The 25,761-nt window shown below is 67.6% G+C and carries 22 protein-coding genes and 1 tRNA gene; 10 read left to right on the top strand and 13 right to left on the bottom strand.

Translation table 11 applies throughout. The annotated features are described in order from the left end of the window. The first annotated feature begins 304 nt into the window (after positions 1 to 304). The 4 genes from topA to QH195_RS04425 all read left to right on the top strand — a co-directional run bounded on the left by topA (position 305) and on the right by QH195_RS04425 (position 5,346). Positions 305 to 3,211 (top strand): type I DNA topoisomerase, encoded by a 2,907-nt coding sequence (topA, locus tag QH195_RS04440; RefSeq protein WP_280434405.1) that lies wholly within the window; start codon positions 305 to 307, stop codon positions 3,209 to 3,211. Between the two features lie 55 nt (positions 3,212 to 3,266). Next, a complete protein-coding gene (locus QH195_RS04435; RefSeq protein ID WP_195055716.1) occupies positions 3,267 to 3,773 on the top strand; it encodes a DUF664 domain-containing protein in 507 nt (168 codons plus the stop codon). Positions 3,774 to 4,022: 249 nt separating this feature from the next. Further along, complete coding sequence (locus QH195_RS04430) at positions 4,023 to 5,213, top strand: DNA polymerase III subunit delta' (RefSeq protein WP_195055715.1); 1,191 nt, start codon at positions 4,023 to 4,025, stop codon at positions 5,211 to 5,213. A 57-nt stretch (positions 5,214 to 5,270) separates the two neighbouring features. Next, positions 5,271 to 5,346 (top strand) — tRNA-Thr (locus tag QH195_RS04425). Positions 5,347 to 5,381: 35 nt separating this feature from the next. Here the strand turns inward: QH195_RS04425 and QH195_RS04420 are convergent. Then, positions 5,382 to 6,581 (bottom strand): MFS transporter, encoded by a 1,200-nt coding sequence (locus tag QH195_RS04420; RefSeq protein WP_280434404.1) that lies wholly within the window; start codon positions 6,579 to 6,581, stop codon positions 5,382 to 5,384. Positions 6,582 to 6,630: 49 nt separating this feature from the next. Between QH195_RS04420 and QH195_RS04415 the strand changes: the two genes are divergently transcribed. Next, positions 6,631 to 7,143 carry a nuclear transport factor 2 family protein gene (locus QH195_RS04415; RefSeq protein ID WP_280434403.1) on the top strand — a complete coding sequence of 171 codons (513 nt, stop codon included), beginning with the start codon at positions 6,631 to 6,633 and terminating at the stop codon, positions 7,141 to 7,143. Between the two features lie 43 nt (positions 7,144 to 7,186). Here the strand turns inward: QH195_RS04415 and QH195_RS04410 are convergent, their stop codons facing one another. The 4 genes from QH195_RS04410 to QH195_RS04395 all read right to left on the bottom strand — a co-directional run bounded on the left by QH195_RS04410 (position 7,187) and on the right by QH195_RS04395 (position 10,779). Next, positions 7,187 to 7,339, bottom strand: coding sequence for a hypothetical protein (locus tag QH195_RS04410; protein ID WP_280434402.1), 153 nt, complete (start codon positions 7,337 to 7,339; stop codon positions 7,187 to 7,189). Between the two features lie 80 nt (positions 7,340 to 7,419). Then, entirely contained in the window at positions 7,420 to 8,253 is an 834-nt protein-coding gene (locus QH195_RS04405) for a hypothetical protein (protein ID WP_195055713.1), read from the bottom strand. Positions 8,254 to 8,462: 209 nt separating this feature from the next. Next, on the bottom strand, positions 8,463 to 9,755 hold the full coding sequence (locus tag QH195_RS04400) for a lipase family protein (protein ID WP_280434401.1): 1,293 nt from the start codon (positions 9,753 to 9,755) through the stop codon (positions 8,463 to 8,465). Positions 9,756 to 10,152: 397 nt separating this feature from the next. Continuing rightward, complete coding sequence (locus tag QH195_RS04395; RefSeq protein ID WP_280420703.1) at positions 10,153 to 10,779, bottom strand: TetR/AcrR family transcriptional regulator; 627 nt, start codon at positions 10,777 to 10,779, stop codon at positions 10,153 to 10,155. A 65-nt stretch (positions 10,780 to 10,844) separates the two neighbouring features. Between QH195_RS04395 and QH195_RS04390 the strand changes: the two genes are divergently transcribed. Continuing rightward, positions 10,845 to 11,279 carry a DUF4267 domain-containing protein gene (locus tag QH195_RS04390; RefSeq protein ID WP_228812651.1) on the top strand — a complete coding sequence of 145 codons (435 nt, stop codon included), beginning with the start codon at positions 10,845 to 10,847 and terminating at the stop codon, positions 11,277 to 11,279. A gap of 41 nt (positions 11,280 to 11,320) precedes the next feature. After that, complete coding sequence (locus tag QH195_RS04385) at positions 11,321 to 11,794, top strand: DUF1772 domain-containing protein (RefSeq protein WP_195055711.1); 474 nt, start codon at positions 11,321 to 11,323, stop codon at positions 11,792 to 11,794. A gap of 60 nt (positions 11,795 to 11,854) precedes the next feature. Here the strand turns inward: QH195_RS04385 and QH195_RS04380 are convergent, their stop codons facing one another. The 4 genes from QH195_RS04380 to QH195_RS04365 form a co-directional block, all read right to left on the bottom strand. Further along, positions 11,855 to 12,910 (bottom strand): NAD(P)H-dependent amine dehydrogenase family protein, encoded by a 1,056-nt coding sequence (locus QH195_RS04380; RefSeq protein ID WP_195055710.1) that lies wholly within the window; start codon positions 12,908 to 12,910, stop codon positions 11,855 to 11,857. 101 nt (positions 12,911 to 13,011) lie between these two features. Further along, positions 13,012 to 14,259 carry an alpha/beta hydrolase family protein gene (locus QH195_RS04375; protein ID WP_195055709.1) on the bottom strand — a complete coding sequence of 416 codons (1,248 nt, stop codon included), beginning with the start codon at positions 14,257 to 14,259 and terminating at the stop codon, positions 13,012 to 13,014. A gap of 83 nt (positions 14,260 to 14,342) precedes the next feature. Continuing rightward, complete coding sequence (locus QH195_RS04370) at positions 14,343 to 15,263, bottom strand: NADP-dependent oxidoreductase (RefSeq protein ID WP_195055708.1); 921 nt, start codon at positions 15,261 to 15,263, stop codon at positions 14,343 to 14,345. Between the two features lie 209 nt (positions 15,264 to 15,472). Beyond that, on the bottom strand, positions 15,473 to 16,525 hold the full coding sequence (locus QH195_RS04365; protein ID WP_280420697.1) for an alpha/beta fold hydrolase: 1,053 nt from the start codon (positions 16,523 to 16,525) through the stop codon (positions 15,473 to 15,475). A gap of 242 nt (positions 16,526 to 16,767) precedes the next feature. Here QH195_RS04365 and QH195_RS04360 point away from each other — a divergent pair, with 242 nt between their 5' ends. Further along, complete coding sequence (locus QH195_RS04360; protein WP_348536856.1) at positions 16,768 to 17,253, top strand: DUF2752 domain-containing protein; 486 nt, start codon at positions 16,768 to 16,770, stop codon at positions 17,251 to 17,253. A 91-nt stretch (positions 17,254 to 17,344) separates the two neighbouring features. Further along, the gene (locus QH195_RS04355; protein WP_195055705.1) at positions 17,345 to 17,533 is read left to right on the top strand and encodes a hypothetical protein; all 189 of its coding nucleotides are present in this window, start codon (positions 17,345 to 17,347) and stop codon (positions 17,531 to 17,533) included. Here QH195_RS04355 and QH195_RS04350 read toward each other — a convergent pair. The 4 genes from QH195_RS04350 to QH195_RS04335 all read right to left on the bottom strand — a co-directional run bounded on the left by QH195_RS04350 (position 17,518) and on the right by QH195_RS04335 (position 24,491). After that, positions 17,518 to 18,861, bottom strand: a complete 1,344-nt coding sequence (locus tag QH195_RS04350) for a M1 family metallopeptidase (RefSeq protein ID WP_195055704.1) — start codon at positions 18,859 to 18,861, stop codon at positions 17,518 to 17,520. The genes QH195_RS04355 and QH195_RS04350 overlap by 16 nt on opposite strands. Then, the gene (locus QH195_RS04345; RefSeq protein WP_280434400.1) at positions 18,861 to 22,778 is read right to left on the bottom strand and encodes a Pls/PosA family non-ribosomal peptide synthetase; all 3,918 of its coding nucleotides are present in this window, start codon (positions 22,776 to 22,778) and stop codon (positions 18,861 to 18,863) included. The genes QH195_RS04350 and QH195_RS04345 overlap by 1 nt, the downstream gene beginning before the upstream one ends. 609 nt (positions 22,779 to 23,387) lie before the next feature. Continuing rightward, positions 23,388 to 23,948 carry a flavin reductase family protein gene (locus QH195_RS04340; RefSeq protein ID WP_432278436.1) on the bottom strand — a complete coding sequence of 187 codons (561 nt, stop codon included), beginning with the start codon at positions 23,946 to 23,948 and terminating at the stop codon, positions 23,388 to 23,390. A gap of 69 nt (positions 23,949 to 24,017) precedes the next feature. Then, entirely contained in the window at positions 24,018 to 24,491 is a 474-nt protein-coding gene (locus tag QH195_RS04335; protein WP_280434399.1) for a YbaK/EbsC family protein, read from the bottom strand. A 124-nt stretch (positions 24,492 to 24,615) separates the two neighbouring features. Between QH195_RS04335 and QH195_RS04330 the strand changes: the two genes are divergently transcribed. Then, the gene (locus QH195_RS04330) at positions 24,616 to 25,437 is read left to right on the top strand and encodes a crotonase/enoyl-CoA hydratase family protein (RefSeq protein ID WP_280434398.1); all 822 of its coding nucleotides are present in this window, start codon (positions 24,616 to 24,618) and stop codon (positions 25,435 to 25,437) included. Positions 25,438 to 25,761 lie beyond the last annotated feature (324 nt).

The following is a 25,761-nucleotide window of genomic DNA, read 5'->3' as shown; positions in this document are numbered from 1 at the left end:
AGCCGCCGGCTCGTCTCGGCCGAATTGCGCCACGCGCGGACGGGCGGTCGATTACCGCCTCCGCGCACCGCTCACCTCGACAAGGCACGGCCTCGTGACCTACCGTGCGTGCTGTGGTGGCCCCGCGCCCTGCATACTGAACGGCATCGACGCGCCATCGCCCGATGGTCGCAACCGCTCGACCACGCGCAGCGTCAAGGTATAAACGTGTCTGGTGGTGATGTTCGCCGTCACCATCTGTTCATCCAGCCGCGTCCTGCGCCCCAGCAGCGTCCAGCGGGTCGAGAAGGAAAGGGATTCGCCGGTGGCAACACGAGACCGTAGCGCAGCCGAGGCGGGTCGTCCCGTGCGTCGTCTCGTGATCGTCGAGTCCCCGACAAAGGCTCGGAAAATCGCGCCCTACCTGGGCCGGAACTATACGGTCGAGGCCTCGGTGGGACATATCCGCGATCTGCCACGCGGCGCCGCCGACGTGCCGGCCAAATACAAGGGGCAGGACTGGGCCCGGCTCGGGGTGGACGTCAACAACGACTTCGAACCCATCTATGTGGTGAGCCCTGACAAGAAGGGTAAGGTCACCGAACTCAAGGGCCTGCTGGCCGACGCCGACGAGCTGTATCTCGCCACCGACCCCGACCGTGAGGGCGAGGCGATCGCCTGGCATCTGCTGGAGACGCTGAAGCCGAAGGTCCCGGTCCGGCGGATGGTGTTCCACGAGATCACCGAACCGGCCATCCGGGCCGCCGCCGCCGATACCCGGGACCTGGACAACGACCTGGTCGACGCGCAGGAAACCCGGCGCATCCTGGACCGGCTGTACGGCTACGAGGTCAGCCCGGTGCTGTGGAAGAAGGTCATGCCGCGGCTGTCGGCGGGCCGGGTGCAGTCCGTCGCGACCCGGGTGATCGTGCAGCGGGAACGCGAGCGGATGGCGTTCCGGTCCGCCGAGTACTGGGATATCGCGGCGAAGCTGGACGCGGGCGGGGAATCCGATACCGCCAACCCTCGGGTTTTCTCCGCGCGGCTGGTCGACGTCGACGGCGCCCGCGTCGCCACCGGCCGGGATTTCGGCTCCGACGGGCAGCTCAAGGCCGATTCCCGTGCGCTGGTGCTCGACGAGGCACGGGCACGGCGGCTGGCCGAGGCCCTGCACGGCACCGATCTGGTGGTGACCTCGGCCGAATCCAAGCCGTACACCCGCAAACCGTATGCGCCGTTCATGACCTCGACCCTGCAGCAGGAAGCCGGCCGCAAACTGCGTTTCACATCGGAACGCACCATGCGCACCGCACAGCGGCTGTACGAGAACGGCTACATCACCTATATGCGTACCGACTCGACGACACTGTCGGAGTCGGCGATCAATGCCGCCCGCACCCAGGCGACCCAGCTCTACGGCGCGGAGTTCGTGCACCCGACCGCGCGGCAGTACACCCGCAAGGTCAAGAACGCGCAGGAAGCACACGAGGCGATCCGCCCCGCGGGTGATACCTTCGCCACACCCGGCCAGTTGCATGCCCGGCTGGACAATGACGAGTTCCGGCTCTACGAGCTGATCTGGCAGCGCACCGTCGCCTCGCAGATGGCCGATGCCAAGGGCACCACCCTCACCCTGCGGATCACCGGCACGGCCGGCACCGGCGAGGAATGTGTGTTCTCCGCTTCGGGGCGCACCATTACCTTCCCCGGATTCCTGAAGGCTTATGTGGAGAGTGTCGACGAAGAGGCCGGTGGCCAATCCGACGACGCGGAAACCCGGCTGCCGCAGCTGGCGGAGGGCGAGGGCGTAACGGCGGTCGAGTTGAACCCCGACGGGCACAGCACCAATCCGCCCGCGCGATACACCGAGGCATCGCTGATCAAAACTCTCGAGGAACTGGGTATCGGGCGCCCGTCCACCTACTCCTCGATCATCAAGACCATTCTCGACCGCGGCTATATCTACAAGCGCGGCAGCGCACTGGTGCCGTCCTGGGTGGCGTTCTCGGTGACGGGACTGCTGGAGTCGCATTTCGGCCGGCTGGTCGACTTCGATTTCACTGCCGCCATGGAAGACGATCTCGACGCGATCGCCACCGGCCGGGCCCAGCGCGGAAACTGGTTGTCCAGCTTCTACTTCGGTGGGGACGACGGCGCCGAGGGGTCGGTCGCGCGGGCCGGCGGGCTCAAGAAGATGGTCGGGGAACGGCTCGACGATATCGATGCCCGCGAGATCAATTCGATCAAACTCTTCACCGACGACGCGGGCCGCGATGTGGTGGTGCGGGTCGGCCGGTACGGGCCGTACCTGGAGCGTATGGTCACCGACCCCGACAAGCCCGATGCGGAACCGACCTCGCAACGTGCCAACCTGCCCGACGATCTACCGCCGGACGAGCTGACCCCCGACGTCGCGGAGAAACTGTTCGCGACCCCACAGGAGGGGCGTGCACTCGGTGTCGATCCGGTTAACGGGCACGAAATCGTCGTGAAGGAAGGACGTTTCGGTCCCTACGTGACCGAGATCCTGCCCGAACCTCCGGAGGACGAGGCAGCCAAGAAGACCACGAAGAAGAACAACGGGCCGAAACCGCGCACCGGGTCGCTGCTGAAATCCATGGACCCGGCGACGGTTACCCTCGACGACGCTCTCAAGCTGCTCTCGCTGCCACGAGTGGTCGGTACGGATCCGGCATCCGGTGAGGAGATCACCGCGCAGAACGGGCGATACGGCCCGTACCTCAAGAAGGGGACCGATTCGCGGTCTCTGGCCACCGAGGACCAGATCTTCACGGTAACCCTGGACGACGCCCTCAAGTTATATGCCGAACCCAAACGCCGAGGTAGACAGGCTGCGGCCGCTGCGCCGCTGCGGGAACTCGGCAACGATTCGGCCACTGGTAAACCCATGGTGATCAAGGACGGGCGGTTCGGACCCTACGTCACCGACGGGGAGACCAACGCCAGCCTGCGTAAGGGCGACGAGGTGGAATCGATCACCGACGAACGGGCCTCGGAACTGCTGGCCGACCGCCGCGCGCGGGGTCCGGTGAAGAAGACCGCCAAGAAGACCGCGAAGAAGGCTCCGGCAAAGAAAGCCGCGGCGAAGAAGACCACCACCGCGGCGAAGAAGTCGACCACCGCGAAGAAGACGCCGGCGAAGAAGTCGACGGCCAAGAAGGCGCCCGCAAAGCAGGCCGCGAGCCGCGCCACAGCCGAGAGCGACAAATAGAACTGTCGTACCCGAGCCGTAATCTGACGCGCGACCCCGATCCGAAGGAGCGCCGATGGCCGGCCGCCGAGAGCACGACGACCTCATCCAACTGCTCGATGAACAGCGCGAGATGTTTCGCATCACCCTGCGGGGGATCAGCGAAGAGCAAGCGAGGCAGCGCACCACCGCCAGCGAACTCACCCTGGGCGGGCTGCTGCATCACCTGGTCAGTTGTGAACGGCTGTGGACAAAAGTGCTCGTGGACCGCGACGAGAACGCGGAACAGAAACTGGAAGACTTCGAAGGCCAATACAGCATCGGCGACGAGGAGACAGTCGCCGGTTTGCTCGCGGAGTGGGAGATCGTCGCGGCGAACACCGCGGAACTCATTCGTTCGGCAGGCGACCTCGACGCCTCCATTCCCACCCCGACCAACCCCTGGGTGCCCGGTCGGGTGTGGTGGTCGGCGCGCTTTCTGATCCTGCATATCCTGCGTGAGATCGCCCACCACAGCGGGCACGCCGATATCATCCGCGAACAGTTGGACGGTGCGAACACGACCGCTCAGCGTGCTGGGTAGGCCGGTCCCTTCTCTGCTCCGGCCGCGCGTTTCGCAGTCGGCTCGGCCTCGCAACTGGGGGTGGGCATGTCGGAGTACCGCTGCCTGCGACACCGGCCGAGTGCCCGGCGACAAGTCGATCAGGGCGCGATCGGGGCAAGTTCCCGTGCCCGCATCGATCGGCGTACGTGTTGTTCGCGACCGGATGTGCATGGATTGTTCGAGGCCATCCGATGAGCAAGGCCCGGCGATTCCATTAGGGTGTCGGACGTGACGGGCGTCTTCGATCGGCTGGTGGGGCAGGAGACGGTGGCGGCCGAACTGACCGCCGCTGCGGTGGCGGGCCGCTCCGGCACCGCGGATTCGGCGATGACACATTCGTGGCTGTTCACGGGCCCGCCGGGTTCGGGACGATCCGTGGCTGCGTTGTGCTTCGCCGCGGCACTGCAATGTACCGACCCCGATCGGCCCGGTTGTGGCCATTGCCACGCCTGCACCACCACGATGGCCGGAACGCACGGTGATGTGCGGCGGGTGATCCCCGAGGGCTTGAGCATCTCCACCAAGGAGATGCGCGGAATCGTGCAGATCGCCGCCCGCCGGCCCAGCACCGGCCGCTGGCAGGTGGTGGTGATCGAAGACGCCGACCGTCTCACCGAAGCCGCGGGCAACGTCCTGCTCAAGGTGGTCGAGGAACCGCCCGAGCGGACTGTCTTCCTACTGTGTGCCCCCTCGGTGGACCCCGAAGACATCTCGGTGACGCTGCGCTCTCGCTGTCGGCATATCCACCTGGTCACTCCGTCGGCTCCTGCCATCGCCCAGGTGCTGCGCGACCACGACGGCCTGGACGCGAAAACCGCCGAATGGGCGGCCGCGGTGAGTGGCGGCCACATCGGCCGCGCCCGCCGCCTCGCCACCGACGACGAAGCCCGCGCCCGCCGCCGCCGCGCGCTCGACCTGGTCGCCGCGGTCTTTCGTGGCAACGCCTACCTCGCGGCCGATGAATTGGTGAAGGCCGCCGACGACGAGGCGAAGGAGCTCAGTGCCGATCGCGACGAACGCGAACGCGACGAACTCGCCACCGCCCTGGGCGCCGGTGGCACCGGTAAAGGCGCGGCCGGCGCCACCCGTGGTTCCGCGGGCGTCCTGAAGGACCTGGAGAAGCGCCAGAAATCCCGCGCCACCCGCACCGGCCGCGACGCCCTCGACCGCGCCCTCCTCGATATAGCCGGCCTCTACCGCGACGCCCTGGCCGTGAGCTTCGGCGATGCCACCGGCCTCACCATGACCCACCCCGATATGGCCGACCGCGCCCGCGACCTCGCCACCCGCATCCGCCCCGAGGGCCTGCTCCGCTCGATCGACGCCGTCCTGGCCTGCCGCGAAGCCCTGGACGTCAACGTCAAACCCCGTTTCGCTCTCGCCGCAATGGCCGCCACTCTCCTCGCCCAAACGTCCTGACCACGCGTTTTCGCGTTCCCCGGCCGGAGACGATAGACTCGCGACGCCGAACGGCACGCCGCCTTAGCTCAGTCGGTAGAGCGCTTCACTCGTAATGAAAAGGTCGGGGGTTCGATTCCCCCAGGCGGCTCCACACTTTTCCGTAGGTACAGGGTCAGTTCGTACCGCTCAACGGTGCTGATGCCGGTTGCCGAAGCCGGTGATCATCGCGGCGGCTCCGATCGCTGCCGCGGCGATCGACGCGGTGGCCGGCCACCCGAACCACTCGACTGCCGCGGCACCGAAGGCCGTGCCGAGGCTGCCACCGACGAAGTAGACCAGCATGTACGCACTGTTGAAACGGGCCGGGGCCGAGGGATCGATTGCCAGGACTGTGCTTTGGTTGGCCACTTGGGCGGCGAACAGTCCGGCGTCGAACACGGCCAGGCAGACCAGCGTCACGACCGTATTCGCGAGGCCGAAGCCCACGCCGACCGCGGCTATCCCGGCCAAGGCAAGGCCGACGAGGATCACCCGGCGAGCACCATCACGGTCGGTCCGCGCGCCCGCGATCTGGGTGGCCAGGAGCCCTGAAAGACCCGCGAGTGCGTACAGGCCGATCCGTTCGGCAGAGTAGGAGTACGGGGGCTCGGAGAGCGCCACGGCGAGACCGGCCCACACCGCGCAGAACGCGAAGAACCACAGGGCGCCGCGGAGCGCAGCAACGCGCAGGGTCGCGTGGTGGACGAACAAGCCGGGCAGGGAACACAACGTAGCGAGGTAGCCGCGTTCGGAGTTGCCGGGTGCCGAGGGGAGCGCCACCAGGCAACACGTGGCAACGAGACCGCACGCGGCGGCGAACACCAGCAGCATCCCGCGCCAGCCGAGCTCGTCGGCGAGCCAGCCGCCCACGATCCGGCCTGCGAGGATGCCGACCGAGATGCCGGCGGTCACCATCCCCAAGACTGTTGCCCGCCGATGCGGAAGGGCCAATCGGCCCGCGACGGAGCTGAGGCCCGCTCCGACCGCCGAACAGGCTCCGATCAGGCCGACTATCGGACCCAGCAATCCGACGGTGCCGACAGCGGCACCGACCGCAAGGGCACACGCCAGAACCGCGAACTGTGCGGCGAGGATGCGTCCGGGGGCAAACCGGTCGACCAACGGCACAAGTAGGCCGAGGCCGATCATGTAGCCGACGGGCCCGCAGGCGAGCGCGATCCCGACGGCAGTGATCTGCGTTCCCAGCGTGTCCGCCACGTCCGCAATTGCGGGCTGCAGCGGGTAGATGGTCGAGGTGCCGAGAGCAGCCGCAACTGCCATGAACAGGATGACGGGACCGCGTAGCTGGGCAGTATCAGAAGCCCTGGGCTCAGTATCAATATGCACTCGACCGACCGTAAGGACGCACCAACCGCGCTACCGGCGGAAATACGACGTGACCGTCCGTCGTCGGGCGATTGTGCCGTCCGATTACCGCCAGCTTGTCATGGACCTGCAGTCCGATACTGATCTCATGACCGTCACTTCGCCCAGGCTCATATTGGAACGCATGTACCGAGCGGAGGTCGAATACCTCGCTGCCGGTGGCCCCGGCAAGGCTTCGTTCGCCACCCTTGCGCCGTTCTTCGCTCCCGATGTAGTGCTGTGGCAAGCGGATACGCTTCCTTACGGAGGTATCTGGCGCGGTCACGGCGGTATGGAACAGTTTTTCCTTGCCATGAGCGCGACATGGGACCGCTTCGAAATGACCGAACAGGTGTTTCTATCCGAAATGAGCCCGCTGATTGTTCTGACTCATGTGAACGCCTGCTCCCGCGACAGCGGTCGAGAGTTGAATTTCCCTATACTGCAAACGATCACGGTGACCGAGGGGCTGATCAGCGAAGTGCGCCCGTTCTACTGGGACACCGCGGCTATCGTCGACGCCTGTTCGGTGAGCGACGAATGACGCCCGCCTCGAGCGGTGATGCCTATCCGATACTCGGACCGAATCAGCGTGCGTTGCTCGTGCAGACGACCTCGATGATCTTTGCGCCGCTCAGGTCGGCGGAGCCGAAATTGGCGAGCACCGCCGTCGGCGTGAATTCCGTGAGCCGCTGATACGCGGCGCGCTCGGCCTCGGCCCGGTTCTGGCCGGAGGCCACTGCCACACCATGGTGCCCGTAGTCGGGCCGCTGCAATGATTACCGCTGCCGGCTGTTTCGTCCAATAGCTGGGCCGGCGGCTAGGGTCGCCGGACCCAGCCCTGAGCTACATCGGTGAGGTTCCACCAGGACACGAACCGCTCATCGGCACTCTCCAGTGACCAGGCTGCCGACAGCCGATCGAAGAACGCATCGTCACCGGTCTTGCCGCCCTTGGGCTCACCGATGAACACCAGTCGGCTGCCACCGCGCGACTCGAACAGCTTCAGCGCCTCGGACGCCATCGTGTTGCCCCAGCCGGGCGGCCAGCACAGGAACAACACCGAGTCCGCATCGAGTTCGGTGGCGAACTCCTCGGGACCGCCCACCGGAAACCACACAGCAGGCTGCCCCGGAGTGTCCGGAAAGGAGAGATTCGCGGAGGTGTCCGGCGGTTCGGAATCGAACGCCTCGACCGTCATGCCATAGTCCGACAGCTGTCGTGCCCAGTACCCACGACCGGCACCCAGCTCGACCACTGTGCGGCCCTGGCTGAACCTCTTCACCCACTCCAGGGTCTCGGGAGAGGGGATCGCATAGGCATATGCGGCCTGGAGGATTGTCTGCACGAACCCGAGTCGAACGCTGCCGTCGGCGCTTCCGCCGTTGATCACCCTGCGCTCGCCATCGGTTCCGACGGCCGGGCCGACGATCTCCCAATACGGATTGCCGAATTCTGCGGTACCACCGGTCATGAAGTGCACGAACCGCAGATCGAACGCGCCATCGGCCTCCGGGTCCCCGGTACCCGACAGCATCGGCGCGGTATCCAGATACTCGGCGACCTTCGGATACTCCGCCGTCAACCGTGGCCCATCGTCGAGCAACGCGGCCAGTTCGGTTCGACGTTCGGGCGTAAGCGCGAGACCGGTCATGCCGTCTATTCTCTCGGCGCGCAGAACGGTGCGCGAGTGGTCGGCGCAGCCGATCCGCGGCCGGTGGTCTTCTCGGTGCGGGTGTGCGCCGCGGAGACTCCATTCGAGGAGTGCCGCGGGCAGTGAACGGGGCAGCGCGTGCGAGTGGCACTCGGGGAACGGTTTCGGGAACTGCTCGGAGATGCTGGGCGCCGAGGTGGGGCGGCCGATCACCCGGCCGGGATGGGGACGGGGGCGAGAGAGTTGCCCGGGCCGATGGATGCGCAGTTGGTTGTGGGTGGGATACCGGCGAAACGGTCGGCGAGGAACTGTGCGGCCTCGGCTTGGAAGCGGGCGAAGGCGGCGATGTGGTCGTGGTGCGGGTATCGGGCGTATGTCACCGAGACGCCGCGGCGGCAGTGCTGGTGGGCCAGGGCTTCGATATCGCGGGCGACCATTACCGAGTCGCCGATGGGATCGCTCTGGCCCACGGCGAGCAGCAGGGGAACGGCGGGGGTGCCGGCGGTGCCCATGATGTTGTCGTTGACGGCGGCCGCGGACGCGGGGACATCGAGCAGCGAATGGTAGGGGGCGCGGACCATTTCGGCGTCGGTGAGGCCGGGATAGCGCTTGGCGAACTGCCCGAGGCAGAGGTTTTCCACGGCGGCGGTGAGCTGGGCTCCGCGTTCGGAGAGGAATGCGGTGGTGTCGAGTTCGTAGGTGCGCCGATAGGTGACGACCATGGCCGGGATGACGCCCGCCCAGTTGGTGCTGCCACTCACATAGGGGAGGTTGTGTGCGAGGTGGACGGGTAGCCCGCCGGCGGCGGCGCTGACCAGGGCGAGTTCGGGAGCGTAGTGCGGAGCGATCTCGGCGGCCCATTCGGTGGGCACCGAACCGCCCGAGTACCCGGACATCGCGACGGGAGTCGAAGCAGGCAGTCCCAGGATCTGTTCGGCGGCCCGGATTCCGTCGAGGGCGGCGTAGCCGGATTGCCGGCCGACGGTCCACTCCAGGTCAAAGCCTTCGTAATCGGGTACCACGACGGTGTATCCGGCGGCGAGATAACCGGCGATAACAGCCTGCTCCATGACGGCACCGGGGCTATCTGTCCGGCCGGTGAGCGTGTACGAGGGGTTGCATTGGGATCCGAGCGCGTCGTAGGCCATGTGGTACGACAACAGCCGCGCGGGGCCGGGGACGAGTGGGCGCAGCACGGTGGTGACCGCCGCGGTGGGCTCGTTCTGCTGAGTGGTGGTCCGGTAGAGCACCTGGGTGCTGGTGATGGGTGTGGATAACTTCGGGAAGGCGAACGGCGCGGGCCGGGAGCGCAGGACAGTGCCCGGAGTGGTGGCGGTCATCGGTTGGTCGTAGGTGTAGAAGGGATCTTCGGACGGGGATGGTGGCACGGTTTGCGCGGCTGCCGGGATTGCCGCTGTGCCGCCCGAGAGCAGCAGTACCGTGGTGACCAGGGCGCGGACCATCCGGGACCGTGCCCCGGAACCGAATGCGACCGTCCTCATCGTCGACTCCATTCCCCGGCAACCGGCGGGCGCTACCGCGCGAAGGCCCCCGGAACAGCCGGGTACCGGCGCGGTCTGACGGGCTGTGCACAAGCCTGAGCAGCGAAAACGTCTTTCGGACGCCGGAGCATTGAAACGCACCCGCAAACGCGGGTCAACGAACAGGCCGCGCGGGTCGCGAGCGAAGCCGCGCGGCCACGCTGTGATCCCGGGGCCGCGCGCCGACGATGACGGTCGAGGGCACGGCGCGGGTCGGAAAGCGGCGGCCCGTTCTCGAGGGGCCGATCGCCCGGGCTGTCGATGCCGTACAGAAGGCGTCCGCCCCGGACTGCGGCCGCCACTCGCTGACAGCGTGGGCGCTGATTCGAGTCGTTGCCGAGGCGTGCGTCGATAACGATCATTTTTCGAGGTCAGGAGCAGGTAGCTGCGGCCAGGAGGTACGTTGTCGCGCTGCCGTTGTGGCCAGCCAGTTCTGCAGAATGGCGAGGCGTTGTGCCCGGCGACCTGGGCGGAGGCGGTTGTTGCGTTCCAGCGTGGCCAGGCCGTGGAGGGTGCTCCAGATGGTTTCGGTGAGGGTTTCCACGTCGGTTTTCGCGGCGAAGGGGGCGAAGGTTGTGACCAGTTCGGTGAAGGCGTTGCGGAGGGGTTCGGGGGCGCCGTCACCGAAAGTAAGGTCGGTGGGTAACACGAACATGGCGTCGTAAAGGGCGGGGTTTTCGGCGGCGAAATCCGTGTAGGCACGGGCTACGGCGGCGAGGGCTGCGGGTTCGTCGGGGGCAGTGGTACGGGCGCGGTGGAGGGATTCGGCCAGTTCGGTGATGCCGTCGAGGGCGACCGCGGTGACAATGGCGCGTTTACCGGCGAAGTGGCTGTAGAGGACCGGCTGGCTGTATTCGATGCGGTCCGCGAGTTTGCGGACGGTGACGGAATCCCAGCCTTCGGTTTCCGCCAGCTCGCGGGCCGTGCGGACGATGAGCCGGTGTCGTTCGGATCGTTCCCGTTCGCGCCTGTTCTGGATTCCCATGCCCTGAATCTAGCAGCGCTAGACAAATTAGCGCTAGCAAGATAGTGTCGCTATTCGATATAGCAATGCTAGATATGGAGTTGACCATGATCACCGTTCGCCGCGTCGCAACCCTGTTGTCCCTGAGCCTGGCGGCATTCGTCCTGTACTTCGGGACCGGTTACCTGATCGCACCCGAGTGGATCGCCACCGGATTCGGACTGCCGGTATGGCCTACCGGCGAAGCGGCAGCGTTCTCGAACCTCAAGGGGGTTCGCGACGTGGTCACCGCAATCGTCCTGCTGGTGCTACTCGCGCTGGGACAGCGGTTCGCACTGGGAGTCGTGCTGCTCGGATTCGCGCTGATCCCGGTGGGGGACATGCTCACCGTTCTGCTGCACAACGGTTCGGCAGCTGCCGCTTTCGGGATCCACGGGCTGACCGCCGTACTCGTTGCGCTGACGGGACTGTTGTTGATCCGCGAGCGCGCCGGCGTCGATACGGCTGCCCAGGCCGCGTAGCTCATTCGAGCCAGCCGAAACGAAACCGTCAGGAGTCCGCTATGGCCACATTCATCCAACTTCTCGCTGCACTCGCCGTCGTCACCAATGCCGTCGTCTACGGCGCGGACGCCGTCGCCGCACTCGTCACGCGCTCGGTCAATGCCCGGCTCGACGACACCACCATGACCCTGAGTGCCGGGTGGGGGCACTATTTCGCCGACTCGCGGATGCCGCCGGTCGGCATCACCGGATTGCTGAGTGCGCTCGCCGCCGCCGTGCTGGCGGGGCTCGGCGGTTACCCGGTGTCGGCGGCAGCGGCGGCGGTGGCCGTGGTCACGCTGGTCGTCTGGCTCGTCCTGTACGCGCGAATCGCCAAGCCGGTCAATACAGCCCAGAAGGCGGCCGCGCTTTCCGGGGTGATCCCGGACAATGCTCGTGCGCTGCAACAGCGCTGGGAAAGCATCATCTTCCTGCGCGTGGGACTGCAGGCGACAGCGCTGGTCGCTTTGACGGTCGCGATCGCCGCCGCCTGATCGGCTACCCGAACGAACCGGACGAGTGCCGGTTCGTTCGCGTCTGCCTGAAAGGTGTTGTCATCCGGCGAGATCGGGATGTGCGCGACCGGTGACCACAGGCATATCCACGAACGTGAGAATCCCGGGTGGCGCCGCGCAGACAGTGGGGATCGAATTGACGCAATGCGCGGCGGTGACCACGATTCCGGGGTTGCGGAGCAGCCCCGCCGTGACACTGGCCGGATGCCAGCCGTGGATGACCACCGAACAGTCGGGGTCGCCCTTCACCTCGATCTCGAAGCGTTCACCACCGGGCCCGAATTCCCAGGCGGGTTCGAGGTTTTCCGCACCCATCAACCAGTTGACCGCCACCCGTACGACCTTCGTCTCGCCGATGAACGCTTCCCAGGCGAAACGCTGCGCGGCGACGCGGCCGGGTTCGATCACGCCGGCCGGTGAATCGATCGGTGCGGTGGCGACCGCGATATCGTGGCTGCTGCGGATCTCGGCCTCCGCGAAACCGAGTGTGTCCAGACACATGCGCACCGACTGTTCGAAGCCGCGCGCCAGCAGGCCGAGCATCGGGCCCGCTTTTGCTTCCTCGGGGGTTCCGCCGAACCCCATGATGTGCCGCACTACATCGGGGGCGTTATAGGTGCGGATATCGGAGAACTCCTCGCCGCGGACGAAGGTGATGGCCGAGGACAGTCCGCTGAAGAAGAGGGGCTGCTGTTCGGTGGCGCCGCCGGGATCGATACCGGTGCCGTGCAAGGTCGCGTTGCCTGCCAGGGCCGCGGGTTCCATCTTCGACCGTTCTTTGTCGGTCGGCCAGAACCAGCCCAGGGGAGTGACGACATTCTTGCCGGAGCGCAGGATCGCCTGCACTTGACCGGCGTCCGGCAGTAGCGGCGCGTACAGGACGCAATCGGCGTCCAGCGCGAGGATTTCCTCCACACTGTGGGTCGCGATCACACCGGTCTTCTCCGATCCGACGATATCGCCTACATCCTTACCGGACTTCTCCGGCGAATGTACCCAGCACCCGACCAGTTCGAGGTCGGGATGCCGCAGGATATGTCCGATCGCGGCCTGTCCGACACCCCCGGTCGCCCACTGAACTACGCGCAAAGCCATCGTACGAACCTACCTTCCGGAACAGCGGCCGGATCCTGGATCGGCGTACGGCCGAGCCCGCTGGGTGGCCGGTCCCATTCAGTGGCCGCCTGCGCCGACCGTCATCGGAGATGCAGCGTTTCGTCGAGCCAGTCGAACATGCGTTGTTCGGTGAGGGCGCGGGCCAGCGGCTGGCAGTGGTAGTTCGCGCCCTCGGCCGCGGTGAACCGGCAGCGGTGCACCGGCCCCGAGACCATCTCGGCGAGACGCCGGGACTGGCCCGGCCAGAATTGTTCGTCCTCGGGGTCGGCGATGAACAGGGGGGTGGTGATCCGGGCGGCATCGGCCGCGCCGAGTGTGTACTCGCGAACCGCGGTGAGGGTGTCGAAATAGCTGTCACACCCATACGGGCGAGCCCGGAAGTTCCAGGTGTGGGCACTTTTTCCGGAGAGTTTCAGGCCGACACCCAGTTCGGTGTCGAACTGTTTCCTCTTACCCGCATGGAACAGTCTCAGCAGGGATTTCGGGATATTCGCAGACCAGGAGGCCGCGACATCGACCACGCCAGGGTCGGCGACAGCGGCCGCGAAACGATGTTCGAACACCAGCGCCCGGGCGATCCAGTATCCGCCCTGGCTGATCCCGTACAGCGCGACCCGCTCGGGGTCGACGCCGCTCCGGTCGAGCAGATGGTCGAGAACCGGGGTGAGTACCGCTTCCCAATCCGGACGGAACGCCGTTTTCCGCTCGAACAACATCGACTGCTGGCCGGGGCCGTCGAACATCAGCACGTTGTAGCCGCGGGCCAGCGCGCCGGATGCTCCCGAACTCCAGAGAGCACACAGCGCGCCGTCGCTGCCGTTGACCATCACGAAGGTGGGCCGCGGAGTGCTGTCCGGCGCGGGGGTGAAGAAATAGCCGGGCAGGGTGCTGTTCTCGTACGGGATGGCGACACGTTCGACCTGATGCATGGTGGTGTCGACGAAACGGTCCCAGCCGTAGCGGTGGCTGCGGAAAGTCGGAAGAAGCCGGTCGTCGGCGCCGGAACCGCTGAGCGCGTTCACGGCGGCCGCGAAATAGGTGGCGGACCGGAGATACGCCCAGGAAGCGCTCAGCTGGTGGCCGCCGGAGGCGGCGGTATCGGCGAGGGTGCGCGCACGTTCACCGGCTGCTTCCCAGGTGCGGAACCAGTTCTCGTGGTCATCGGGTTCGGCGGCATCGATCGCCCACAGAACCTCGCCGATATCGGCCGCTCCGGAAGCGGTCGCGCCGAGGACGCAGCGCACCGCATGATCGGCGTCGGCATCCGGGTAGAAACCGGCGCTGAACACCTGGTGCGGGAGAGCCGGCCGGAACGGGAACGTGGGCACGAGATCTCCTTCGGAAGCCGGGGAGGTCGGACGCCGCGATACGTGGCCGGGACGCGCTGCTCGAGGTCCGCGCTGCCGGGAGGTCAGAGGACGATGACGTTCTTCCCGCGCGTGTGTCCGGTACGGCTCGCCGCGAACGCGTCGGGAACCTCGTCGAGGGAGAAGGTGCGGGCGATGGGGACCGTCAAGTTGCCTTTGGCGGCGAGGTCGGCCAGGCGCTGGGTCTGCCGGCCGTCGGGGCGGACCCAGACGATATGCCCGCCGTGTTCGGCCACGCTGTTGTCGGCGACCGAGGCGTGCCGGCCGCCCGGAGCGAGTACCGCGAGGGTCGTGTCGAGCTGACCGCCGACGAAATCGGCCACCGCGTGCACGCCGTCGGGGGCGAGTTCGCGGATTCGTTCGACCAGGCCGTCGCCGTAGTCGACCGGTTCGGCGCCGAGGTCGCGCAGGTAGTCGTGGTTCTGCTGGGATGCGGTGCCCAGGACCCGGGCGCCGCGGGCCGTGGCGATCTGGACGCCGAGGCTGCCGACACCGCCGGCCGCGGCGTGGACCAGCACGGTGTCGTCGGCGGTCACCTCGAGCAGGTCGAGGGTGCGCAGTGCCGTGCCGCCGGCCAAGGGGAGCGCGCCGGCCTGCTCCCACGGTAGTTCGGCCGGCTTGCGGGCGACATGCGCGGCCGGCACCGCGACCAGTTCGGCGAAGGTCCCGCCCTGCAGAACGTCCTTTCGGGCGTAGGCGAGCACCTCGTCACCGACCGAGAATTCCGGAGTGTCCAGTCCGGTATCGACCACGGTGCCGGCGACATCCCAGCCGGGAATCACCGGGAACACCGCATCGATCAGGCCGTCGAGCGCACCCGACATCAGCTTCCAGTCGACCGGGTTCACTCCGGCCGCGCGAACCTCGATCAGGACCGATCCTGGGAACAGTTTTGGTGTGGGCAGGTCACGGACTCGTACATCGTTGTCGTCGGCGGTGTAGCGGTCGTAGGTCGCTGCGCGCATAGTCCATTCCTATCGCCAGGGAGCTGTCGCTGGGTGCAACGACGCGCCATCGCCGATATTCCTGTTCACATGGCGCCGGCCGTTCCCGGCACGGGGAGCGTCTCCGGTACCGGGACAAGACGGCTCTTCCTGCCGCCGACTTCTCGGGGTGCCCCCGTGATGAAGTCCACCGAGCCGGGCATCGTCGACCGAACTCGGGGAACCTCCGCTCAGCCCGCGGCCACCGACCGCGAACCGGTGCGATTCAGGATGGAGACGAGTTCGGTGTTGAAGCGGTCGGCGGCCTCGATATTGCCCAGGTGGCCGGTGGGCCAGACCTGGTAATCGGGGCGGTGGCCGGCCTCCTCCATGGTGTCGGCGATGATGCGCGACATCCGTTCGGGCAGCAGCCGGTCGTGTTGTCCGGCGATGATCGTGGTGGGGACCGTCAAGTTGGCGGCCGCCGCGCCGAGTTGCAGGTCGGCCAGGATGGCGGCGTGCCTGCCGCGGGCCAGGGGGCGACAGGAACGCACGATACTCAGGGCGAAATCCGCCTGTTCGTTCGTGGCGCCACGGGCCATGATGCGCTGTTTGAGCAGTTCCCGGGCCGCCCAGCCGCCCGGCAGGGGCAGCGGGGTGGTGAGGATCGATTCGGCGACGATCATCGGGAGCCGGATGGGCGAGCCGAGCAGGGTGAGCGGCTGATTCCCTACGCTGAGCGGCTTGTTCAGCAGGGGGAGCAGATCGGTGTCGTAGCGGATATTGCCCGAGGTGGTGTTGGCGAGCACCACCGCGCGGGCCCGCCGGGCGACCTGCTGCGGATGGCGGGCGGCCCATGCCTGCAGGGTGATACCGCCCATGCTGTGGCCGACCAGCAGTGCGGTGCGTCCGGGGCGCAGGGTGGCATCGAGGACGGCGGCGAGATCGTCGGCGAGGGTGCGGTCGCCGAGCGGGGCGCGGCCCAGAGTGCTCTCACCGTGGCCGCGCTGATCGTAGGAGATCACCCGGTACCGGTCGGCGAAGGCGTTGATCTGCGGATTCCAGTATTCGATACAGCAGCTCCAGCCGTGGACGAACACGATCGGCTCGGCATCGGCGGGACCGTAGGAATGCACGCGCAGGCGGGCGCCGTCGACGGTGGTGACGGTCGATATCTCGGGCGCATCGGCGGGGGCGTTGAAGGCAGCGTTCCGGAAACGACGTGCGCGTAACGCGGCTCGGTACGGGGCGGTCAGCGCGCCGTGGTGCGCCTGCGATAGCGCTGTCAACGATTTCACCAGCATCAGAACACTCCTTTGTGCCTGCCTGACACGGTAACCTGCAAGCTGGGTGCTTACAAGAGCAAGCGCCGCACCGAGATCCCTTGCCCGGAATGTGGTTCTCAACCCGGATGTCGGTTCCGCGGGCGGTGCTGTTAACCCAGAATTCCCATTCGATCCCGTTTCTATGCTTCTCGGCGCGAACCGGAGCTAGCACCTCCGATGGTTGTGGCATCAACCCCGCCGCCGGGGCTACGGTGAGAACCGTGAACGACTCCGACGCGGCCCCGCCACCACCGGCGCCATCCGGTGTTCCGGCCGCGGAAACGGAGCCTGTGCGAGGCAGGCTCGCTCGGCTGAGCGCGGTCGCGCTGCCGGCCGCAGTGGCGAGCGCGGGCGCGGCCGCCGTACTGCTGTTGCATTTCCGGGATCCGCACGTTCCGGGGTCGTACGGGCTGTGTCCTTCGTATGCGCTTTTCGGGGTGTACTGCCCCGGATGCGGGGGTATGCGGGCAGTGCACAACCTCACCGAGGGGAACATCATCGATTCCCTGCACAGCAACCTGCTGGCGTTGCCGGTGCTGGTGCTGTTCGCGCTGTGGGTGGGCGATTGGGCCGTCCGTGCCTGGCGCGGTGAAGGACCGCGGCTGCCCGGGATCGGAACCGGCACGATGTGGGTGCTGCTCGGCTCGCTCGCCGCGTACGCCGTGCTGCGCAACACGCCATGGGGCACCTGGTTGACGCCGGTCTGACATGATCGGGTCGAGCGCGGAGGAGGTAGCGCAGCGTAACCACGCAGTGCTTCCGATCATGTCGGAACGAGACCGACCAGACGAGGTGGATATGCGCGACTCATTGAAGGACCGGGTACGGGACAAGATGCTGCGGCAACTGGCCGAGGACGGCCCGGCGGGTCCCGAGTCGGAGGATCCGCGCCTCATCTCGCTGGTGGCCGATCTGGATGCCCTGGACAGTGTCGGCGAGGACGACCCGCTGGTCGAACAGCTGGCGGGCCGCTACCTGGTTTTCTGACCGGCGGGCGGCAACTGCGGCAGCGGTTCGGAATACAGCCAGTCCTGCCACAGCGGATGCAATGGCACCATGCTGTAGTGGCCGACGAGATCGGTGAACTCCTCGGTGGAGACCGACGCATGACGGTGCCGGGCGGTCCAATCGCGGATCAGCCGGAAGAACGCGGTATCGCCGAGTTCCACCCGCAGCGCGTGCAGGGTGAGCGCGCCTCGTTTGTAGACGCGGTCGTCGAACATCAGAGTGGGACCCGGATCGCCGACCACGATGTTCTGCGGCTCCCGGCGCAGGGTATGCCAGGCCGCCCGGGCCAGCTGGTCCGCGCTCGCGCCGCCGGCCGCTTCCGACCAGATCCATTCCGCGTAGCAGGCGAAACCCTCGTGCAGCCAGATATCGCACCAGTGCTGGATGGTCAGGCTGTTGCCGAACCACTGGTGTGCGAGTTCGTGCGCGACCAGGCGTTCCGCGCCGCGGCGGCCGTCGCAGTGGTTGGCGCCGAAAATGGAGATGCCCTGGGCTTCGATGGGGATCTCCAGCTCGTCCTCGGTGACCACCACCGAGTAGCTCTGGAAGGGGTACGGCCCGAACAGGTCGCTGAACACCGACATCATCGCCGGCTGACGGGCGAAATCGTGATCGAAGGCGGCGCGCAGTGTGGCCGGAACGGCCGCGTACATCGGCACCGGGGCGTTGTGGTCGCTGAGCCGGTGCCTGCGGTAACGGCCGATCTGCACGGTCGCCAGATAGCTGGCCATCGGTTCGGCCTGTTCGTAGACCCAGGTGGTCTGCCCTGCCTTGGTCTGCTTGCCGACGAGGTTGCCGTTGGCGAGGGTGTAGTACGGGGTATCGGTGGTGATCGAGAACCGGTAGCTGGCCTTGGAGCTCGGATGATCGTCGCAGGGGAACCAGGAGGCGGCGCCGTTGGGTTGACTGGCGACCAGCGCACCTTCGGTGAGCTCCTCCCAGCCGACCTCGCCCCAGGGTCCGCGCACCGGTTTCGGCGCGCCGGCGTACTGGACGACGAGCTGCAGGATCCCGCCCGCCGGGATCCGCTCGCGGGGGGTGACGGTGAGTTTGCCGCGCTGATGGTTGTACTTGACGGACTTGTTGCCGTTGACCAGCACTTTCGATACCGCCAGGGCCTGGGACAGGTCGAGCGAATACCGGGGGCGTTCGGCCGTGGTCACCGCGGTGATCACGGCGCGCCCCGCGAGGCGGTTGCTGGCGACCTTGTAGTTCAGCTCCAGCTCGTACCGCGAAACGCGATAGCCCCGGTTGCCGTTCTGCGGGAGATAGTCGTCGATGGGGGCGTCGTAGAACCTGCTCCCCATCAGCGGTCGGTCTCCTCGTCCGCCGAATCGCTGTCCGGTGCGCGCGCCGGGCCGGTCCAGGGGGCGATGGGGTTACCCCACCATCTCGTGGACGGCGGCACGGTATCGCCGCGCATCACCAACGACGCCGGACCCACGGTGGCGCCCGCACCGACAGTGGCGGCCGGCAGGGCGACGCAATGCGGTCCGAGGGTGGCTCCCGGTTCCAGGGTGACGGTGTCCATGGCCATGATGCGGTCGTGGAAAAGGTGCGTTTGCACCACACAGCCGCGTTCCACGGTTGCCCCGTCGCCGAGCGTCACCAGGTCTGCCTCCGGAAGCCAGTAGGACTCGCACCATACCCCGCGGCCGATCTTCGCGCCGAGTGCGCGCAACCAGAGATTCAGCACGGGCGTACCGGTTGCCGCGCGGGCGAACCACGGCGCCGCAACGGTTTCCACGAAGGCGTCCGAGACTTCGTTGCGCCAGACGAACGAACTCCACAGCGGATGTTCCTCGGCCCGGATCCGGCCCACCAGAACCCATTTCGCCGTAACCGCACTCGCGCAGGCCACCGCGCCGGCGACCATGAGTACCACCCCGGACAGCAACCCGGCCGCCAGGAAACCGAAACTGCCGGCCACTCGTGCGAGGGCGAACAGTACCCCGAGTCCGATGGCGAAGGTCACCACCACCGCGGCCAGCCGGCAGGTTTCGAAGGCGCCGCGGAAGATTCGCAACCGCAGCGGTGGTTCGAAGGTGCGGTCGGTATCGGCATTGCCGGCCGCCCGGCGCAACCGGACCGGCGGGCTGCCCAGCCACGACGATCCGGCCTTGGCCTTACTCGGTGCCGCGGACAACACGGCCACCAGGCCGTTCTTCGGCACCCGGCGGCCGGGTGCGGTCATCCCGGAATTGCCGAGGAAGGCACGTTTACCGACCTTCGCCTCACCGATGTGCAGCCAGCCGCCACCGAGTTCATAACTGGCGATCATGGTGTCGTCGGCCAGGAACGCTCCGTCGGCGACAGTGGTGAACTTGGGTAGCAGCAGCACGGTGGAGGCCTCGACCCGTTTGCCGACTTTCGCGCCGAGCAGCCGTAACCAGATGGGGGTCAGCAGGGAGGCGTAGAGCGGGAACAGGAACGTGCGGGCCGAGTCCAGCAGGCGTTCGGTCGCCCACACCTGCCACCCGACCCGGCTACGCACCGGATGGTAGCCCTCGGTCAGGCCGATACTGAGCAGCCGGACCGCGACCACGGTCGTCACCGCGTAAACGACCAGGCTGAACAGTGTCGCCACAGGCAGCCAGAGGAATGCCGGTAACAGGGCTCCGGCGAAACTCACCGAATCCCGGACACCCCACGCGATCACCGCGAGACCCGCCGCCAGCCCGGCGAGCGGCAGCGCGCCGAGCGCGAGTGAGGCGATTCCGTACGCCACCACCCAGTGCGCGGCACGCTCCGGTGTCTGCGCGGGCCAGCGATGCCGGGCCCGGCCGACCTTCACCGCCGGGGAACCGGCCCATTCCTGGCCGGCCTTCACCTTCCCGGACACCGCCGAACCGGCCGCTATCTCGGCATCTCGGCCGATCTTCGTCCCGGGCAACAGCACCGAGCGAGCGCCGACGACCGCGCCCTTGCCCACCTGGATCGAACCGATGTGCACGGTATCGCCGTCGATCCAGTAGCCGGACAGGTCGACCTCGGGTTCCACACTGCACCCGTCGCGCAGTTCGAGCATGCCTGTCACCGGGGGCAGAGTATGCAGGTCCACGCCCTTGCCGACGGTGGCCCCCAGCGCCCGCGCGAACGGCACCATCCACGGTGCGCCGGAAAGGTTCTCCGCCCCGCTGGCCTCGGCCAGCCGAACGGCGGCCCACAATCGCACATGTACCGAACCCCCGCGTGGATAACTGCCGGGCTCCACTCCCGCGAGCAGGACGCGGGCCCCGGCGACACAGATCGCCATCCGGCCCAGCGGGGTGATGAACACCGCGAACAACAGCGCGGTCCACCACCACGACAGGCGCGGCAGCCACGGCATTACGTCGAACCAGCCCGCGATCCCGGCGGCGACCGCGAGCCAGGTCACCCATTGCAGCCCGGTGAGAGTGGTGAGGGCGACCGTCGCGAGAATCTGGATCAGCTGCGCCGCGGGCGGCGTCGGCTCGACCCGGCGGGTTTCGGCGGTGGCGCCCGGACCGGTGTCGTCCAGGAGTTCGGCCAGGGCGCCGAGCCGCGGGTGGTCGTAGATATCGGCGACGGTGACCTGCGGGTACCGCGTGCGCAGTGCCGACACCAGCTGTGCCGCCGACAGCGATCCGCCGCCGAGTTCGAAGAAATCGGCCTCGGCGCCGGTGATCTCGGCACCGAGGACATCGGTCCAGATCTGCGCCACCCAAGCAGGTGTACCGGTGAGTCCGTGTTCGGTACCGGAATCGGCACCCGCCAGCGGCCAGGGCAGAGCGTTCCGGTCGACCTTCCCCGACGTGCGGGTGGGTAATTCGGGGACGATCACGAGCCGCGGGATCATCGGGGCCGGGAGCTGCCCGGACAGCTGTGTCCGGGCGGCGGTCACGTCGTAATCGGCGGGGACACCGGTGAGGTAGCCGATCAGAACGGGGGAGCCCGTGGCGGTGGTGCGTACCGCTGCGGCGGCACCGCTCACCCCGGGCAGATGCTGGAGGGCATTGTCGATCTCGCCGAGTTCGATCCGGCGGCCGCCGATCTTCACCTGATCGTCCGCGCGGCCCAGGAAGATCAAACCGGCGCTGTCGTTGCGGACCAGGTCGCCGCTGCGGTAGGCGCGGTCCCAGCCGAGTGTCGCCAGCGGTGCGTATTTCTCGGCGTCCTTGGCCGGGTCGAGATAACGGGCCAGACCCACGCCGCCGATCACCAGTTCACCGGATTCACCCTCGCCCACCGGGATACCGTCCCCGTCGACCACCGCCAGATCCCAGCCGTCCAGCGGCAGCCCGATCCGCACCGGACCGGTGCCGTCGAGCAGGGCCGCGCACGCGACCACGGTGGCCTCGGTGGGGCCGTAGGTGTTCCAGACCTCACGGTCGTCGTCGGCCAGGCGTTCGGCCAGGTCCGGTGGTACCGCCTCCCCACCGAAGATCAACAGCCGCACCGATTCCAGCGCCTCGGCGGGCCAGGTCGCGGCCAGCGTGGGGACGGTGGACACCACGGTGATGCCCTGCCGGACCAGCCACGGGCCCAGATCGGCGCCAGTCCGAACCAGCGCTCGGGGAGCCGGGACCAGGCAGGCGCCGTGCCGCCAGGCCAGCCACATCTCCTCACAGGAGGCGTCGAAGGCAACCGAGAGCCCGGCCAGGACGCGATCGCCGGGGCCGAGCGGGTTGTCGCGCAGAAACAGGCGGGCCTCCGCGTCGACGAATGCCGCCGCATTGCGATGGGTCACGGCGACACCCTTCGGCATGCCGGTGGAACCGGAGGTGAAGATGATCCAGGCGTCGTCGTCCACGGTGGGCGCGACCGGGGATTGCCCGTCGATTGCCGGGCCGGTTTCGCGGTCGCCGACCGGTTCGATACCCGCCGCGGTGGCGATGGCGGTGACCTGCGCTTCACCGAAAACCAGCCGCGCCCGCTCCTCGGGGTCGTCGGCATCGACGGGAACATAGGCGGCGCCGGCGTGCAAGACCGCCAGAATGGTCAGATACAGGTCCCAGGTGCCCGACGGCATCCGCACACCCACCCGGTCACCCCGCCGGACCCCGGCCGCCCGCAGATCGGCAACCGAGCGGTCGATCTCCACCAGCAGTTCGGCATAGGACAGGGTGCGGTCGGCGGTCGCGACAGCGGGAGCATCCGGGTGACGCGCTGCCGTTTCGGCGAGAACGTCGACCAGGGTGCGGGACCGCGGCGCCGCCTCGGCGCGCCGGAGCCCGCTCACCGCTTGCAGTTGCGCCTGCATTTACCCGGCCCACCTTCCATCGCCCAGCCGACGGACTCGTTCTCCCACACGAGGGTTACCGCCCGGCAAACAGCGGTCGAATGAGTTTATTGGCGCGCCGGTGGACGCGGGGTTCCGCCCCCTGTGTCCTGCGGCGCAGCGGAGTGCCTGCTTCCGTGTGGACGGGCCATGACCGCGCGGGGTGTCGTATGACTCGGCGGCGCGGCCGGTCACGTCGGGTTCCGCGCGGGACACCCATCGAGTGCCCCGCTGAACTGGGGCGTACCGGTCGGGCGCGGCCGGGACGTGGCGGGCCGGCCGTCTCAGGGCCGACTGCTCAGTCGTGCTGGACACCACCGTTTCCGGGAGGAGCGATGCTGTCGCTGCACGCCATCGCATGCCGCTGAAATGCGCCGCCGGCGGATCCACCGGCCGTCGCGGACGCCGGGCGTGATCGGTCGCGGTTCTGCGAATACCGCGTGGGACGCCCACCGTTCCTGGACCCAGGCTCTCGGAGGACTGCGCACAGCTCGCTGTGGTCGCCGTTCTATGGCAGGTGGCATCCTTCGAACGCGCCGGGGCCCGGGTCCCGGTTGGGGCCGAGCCCGCCGAAGTGGCGGTACCGTCCGCTCAGTCGACGTCGTCGGCGAGCGGGGTGGGGCGGTAGTAGCGGCCCTGGTAATAGAGCAGGGGGACGGTCGGGGGTTCTTCTTCGGTGTCGTCGTGAACCTTCACCACTCGGCCCACCACGAGGGTGTGATCACCGATCGGTATGAGCTGCTCGATGGTGGTGCGCAACCACAGCGGAGTGCCGTGCAGGACCGGCTCGCCGGTATCCAGGGCCGACCACAGGGCGGGATCGCTGAATCGGTGCGCCGCGGTCCGGGCGAACCGCTGGGCGAGGTGGCGCTGATGTTCGCCCAGGAAATGGATGACGACCGATTGCGCGGCGGTGAGGGCGGTGAGGCTGGAAGAGGTATCGGCGATATTGAAGGAGATCAGCGGTGGATCCAGGGACAGCGAGGCGAACGAGGTCGCGGTGAAACCGACCGGACCGGTGGCCGAGTTCAACGTCACGACGGTGACGCCGGACGGGTAGTGCCGCATCGAGGCGCGGTATTGCTCGGCGGTGATCCCGCTGAGATCGTCGGGAATCCGGATTCCGGTCTCGGGCCGTGGTACTTCGGTCACCCAGCCGACGCTACGCCCGGATCGGGCCGATCGCGCGGGGCGGGCCCGCTGGGTGGGAGGTCCTTCCGGTCACTCCACATCCAGGGAGAGGCCTGCGGTGATCCGGAGGAGTTCGGGGTAGGAGGTACGGAAAACGGCGCCCGGACAGCCGCCGGCCGCCACCAGATCACCGAACCGGGACAGTGCGCTGTCCACCCAGGTGGGCAGGTTCGCGGGATGACCGACCGGCGCGATACTGCCCGGCAGCTGTCCGGTGTACTTGACGGCGAGGTGCGGCGGCGCGGGAACGAGCTGCCCGTCGAGCCGTGCCCCGGTACGGGCGGCGTCCACCTGATGCGCCGCCGAAACCAGCAGCAGAATCGGGTCGTCACCCAGCAGGAAGACCTGTGCCTGCACCAATGCCCCCGGGACCACCTCCATCGCGTGCGCGGTTTCCGCGGGGCCGGCCGCGGAATCCGGCACGGTGACGATCAGGCCGTGGTGTCCGCGCGCTATCAAAGTGTCCGAGACCCGGCAGGTTATCGGTGGAAGCGACCTGCGCATGGCCACAGGGTAAGACGAACCGGGCCCCTGCGCCGCCGTTTGTCCGATGACCGCACCGGTCCGTCCCGGCGAGTGGACAGTCCGGCGATCGGAGCCGGTGCGGGGTGGGCATTAGTCTGGACCGATGACAGATTGGCAGGCTTTCACCGTCGAAACCAACGATCGCGTCGCCCGGGTGACGCTCACCGGCCCGGGTAAAGGAAACGCCATGGGCCCGGATTTCTGGCGGGAACTGCCGGAGATCTTCCGCGGTCTCGACGCCGATCCGGAGGTCCGGGCGGTGGTACTCACCGGGTCGGGTAAGCATTTCTCCTACGGTCTCGACCTGCCCGCGATGAGCGGCACCTTCGGCCCGCTGATGGCCGACCGCGCCCTGGCCGCGCCGCGCACCGATTTCCTCGGCGAGATCCGGCGCCTGCAGGCCGCGATCACCGCGGTGGCCGAATGTCGTAAACCGGTTGTCGCCGCCGTCTCCGGCTGGTGCATCGGCGGCGGCCTCGATCTGATCTCCGCCGCGGATATCCGTTATGCCAGCGCCGACGCGAAATTCAGCCTCCGCGAGGCCAAGGTCGCGATCGTGGCCGATGTGGGTTCGCTGCAGCGGTTGCCCGGCATCATCGGCGAAGGTCACCTACGGGAACTCGCGTACACGGCCAAGGATATCGATGCCGCCCGCGCGGAGAAGATCGGCCTCGTCAACGATGTCTACCCGGATCAAGACGCGGTACTGGAAGCCGCCCATGCGACCGCACAGGAAATCGCCGCCAACCCACCGCTGGTGGTCCAAGGTGTGAAAGACGTTCTGGGCCAGCGTAACTCCGCCTCGGTCACCGAGGGTCTGCGCTACGTCTCCGCCTGGAACGCGGCCTTCCTGCCCTCCGAGGACCTCACCGAGGCCATCCAAGCGGTCTTCGAGAAGCGCACCCCGGACTACAAGGGCCGATAACAGAGGACACCGGCGCCACGGTCGCGCGCCGGAGACCGGTGGAACCGCCGAACTCAGCGAGGAACAGGCAGACAGCGGCGAACCTGTACCACGCCGGCAACCAGATCGTCCGCGAGTAACACGCCCGCCCCTGCCCCGAACGCAACCAGCGGCGTCGCCGAGTCCTACGAGCCCTGAGAGGTTCGGCCCGTCCCTGCTTTACGCCCCGGAGTTATTGCGGGGCGGGAAGCAGGGTCGGGGCGAAACTCTCAGGGCTCGTAGGGATCGGCGACGCCGCTGGTTGCGTTCGGGGGAGGGGCGGGGGTGTTTATAGCGGAAGATCAG

Origin of the sequence: Nocardia carnea (assembly GCF_029868855.1) — a bacterium.
Lineage (GTDB): Bacteria > Actinomycetota > Actinomycetes > Mycobacteriales > Mycobacteriaceae > Nocardia > Nocardia carnea_A.
The sequence above is the reverse complement of the archived record's forward strand: the minus strand, read 5'-3'. Positions and strand labels throughout refer to the sequence as shown.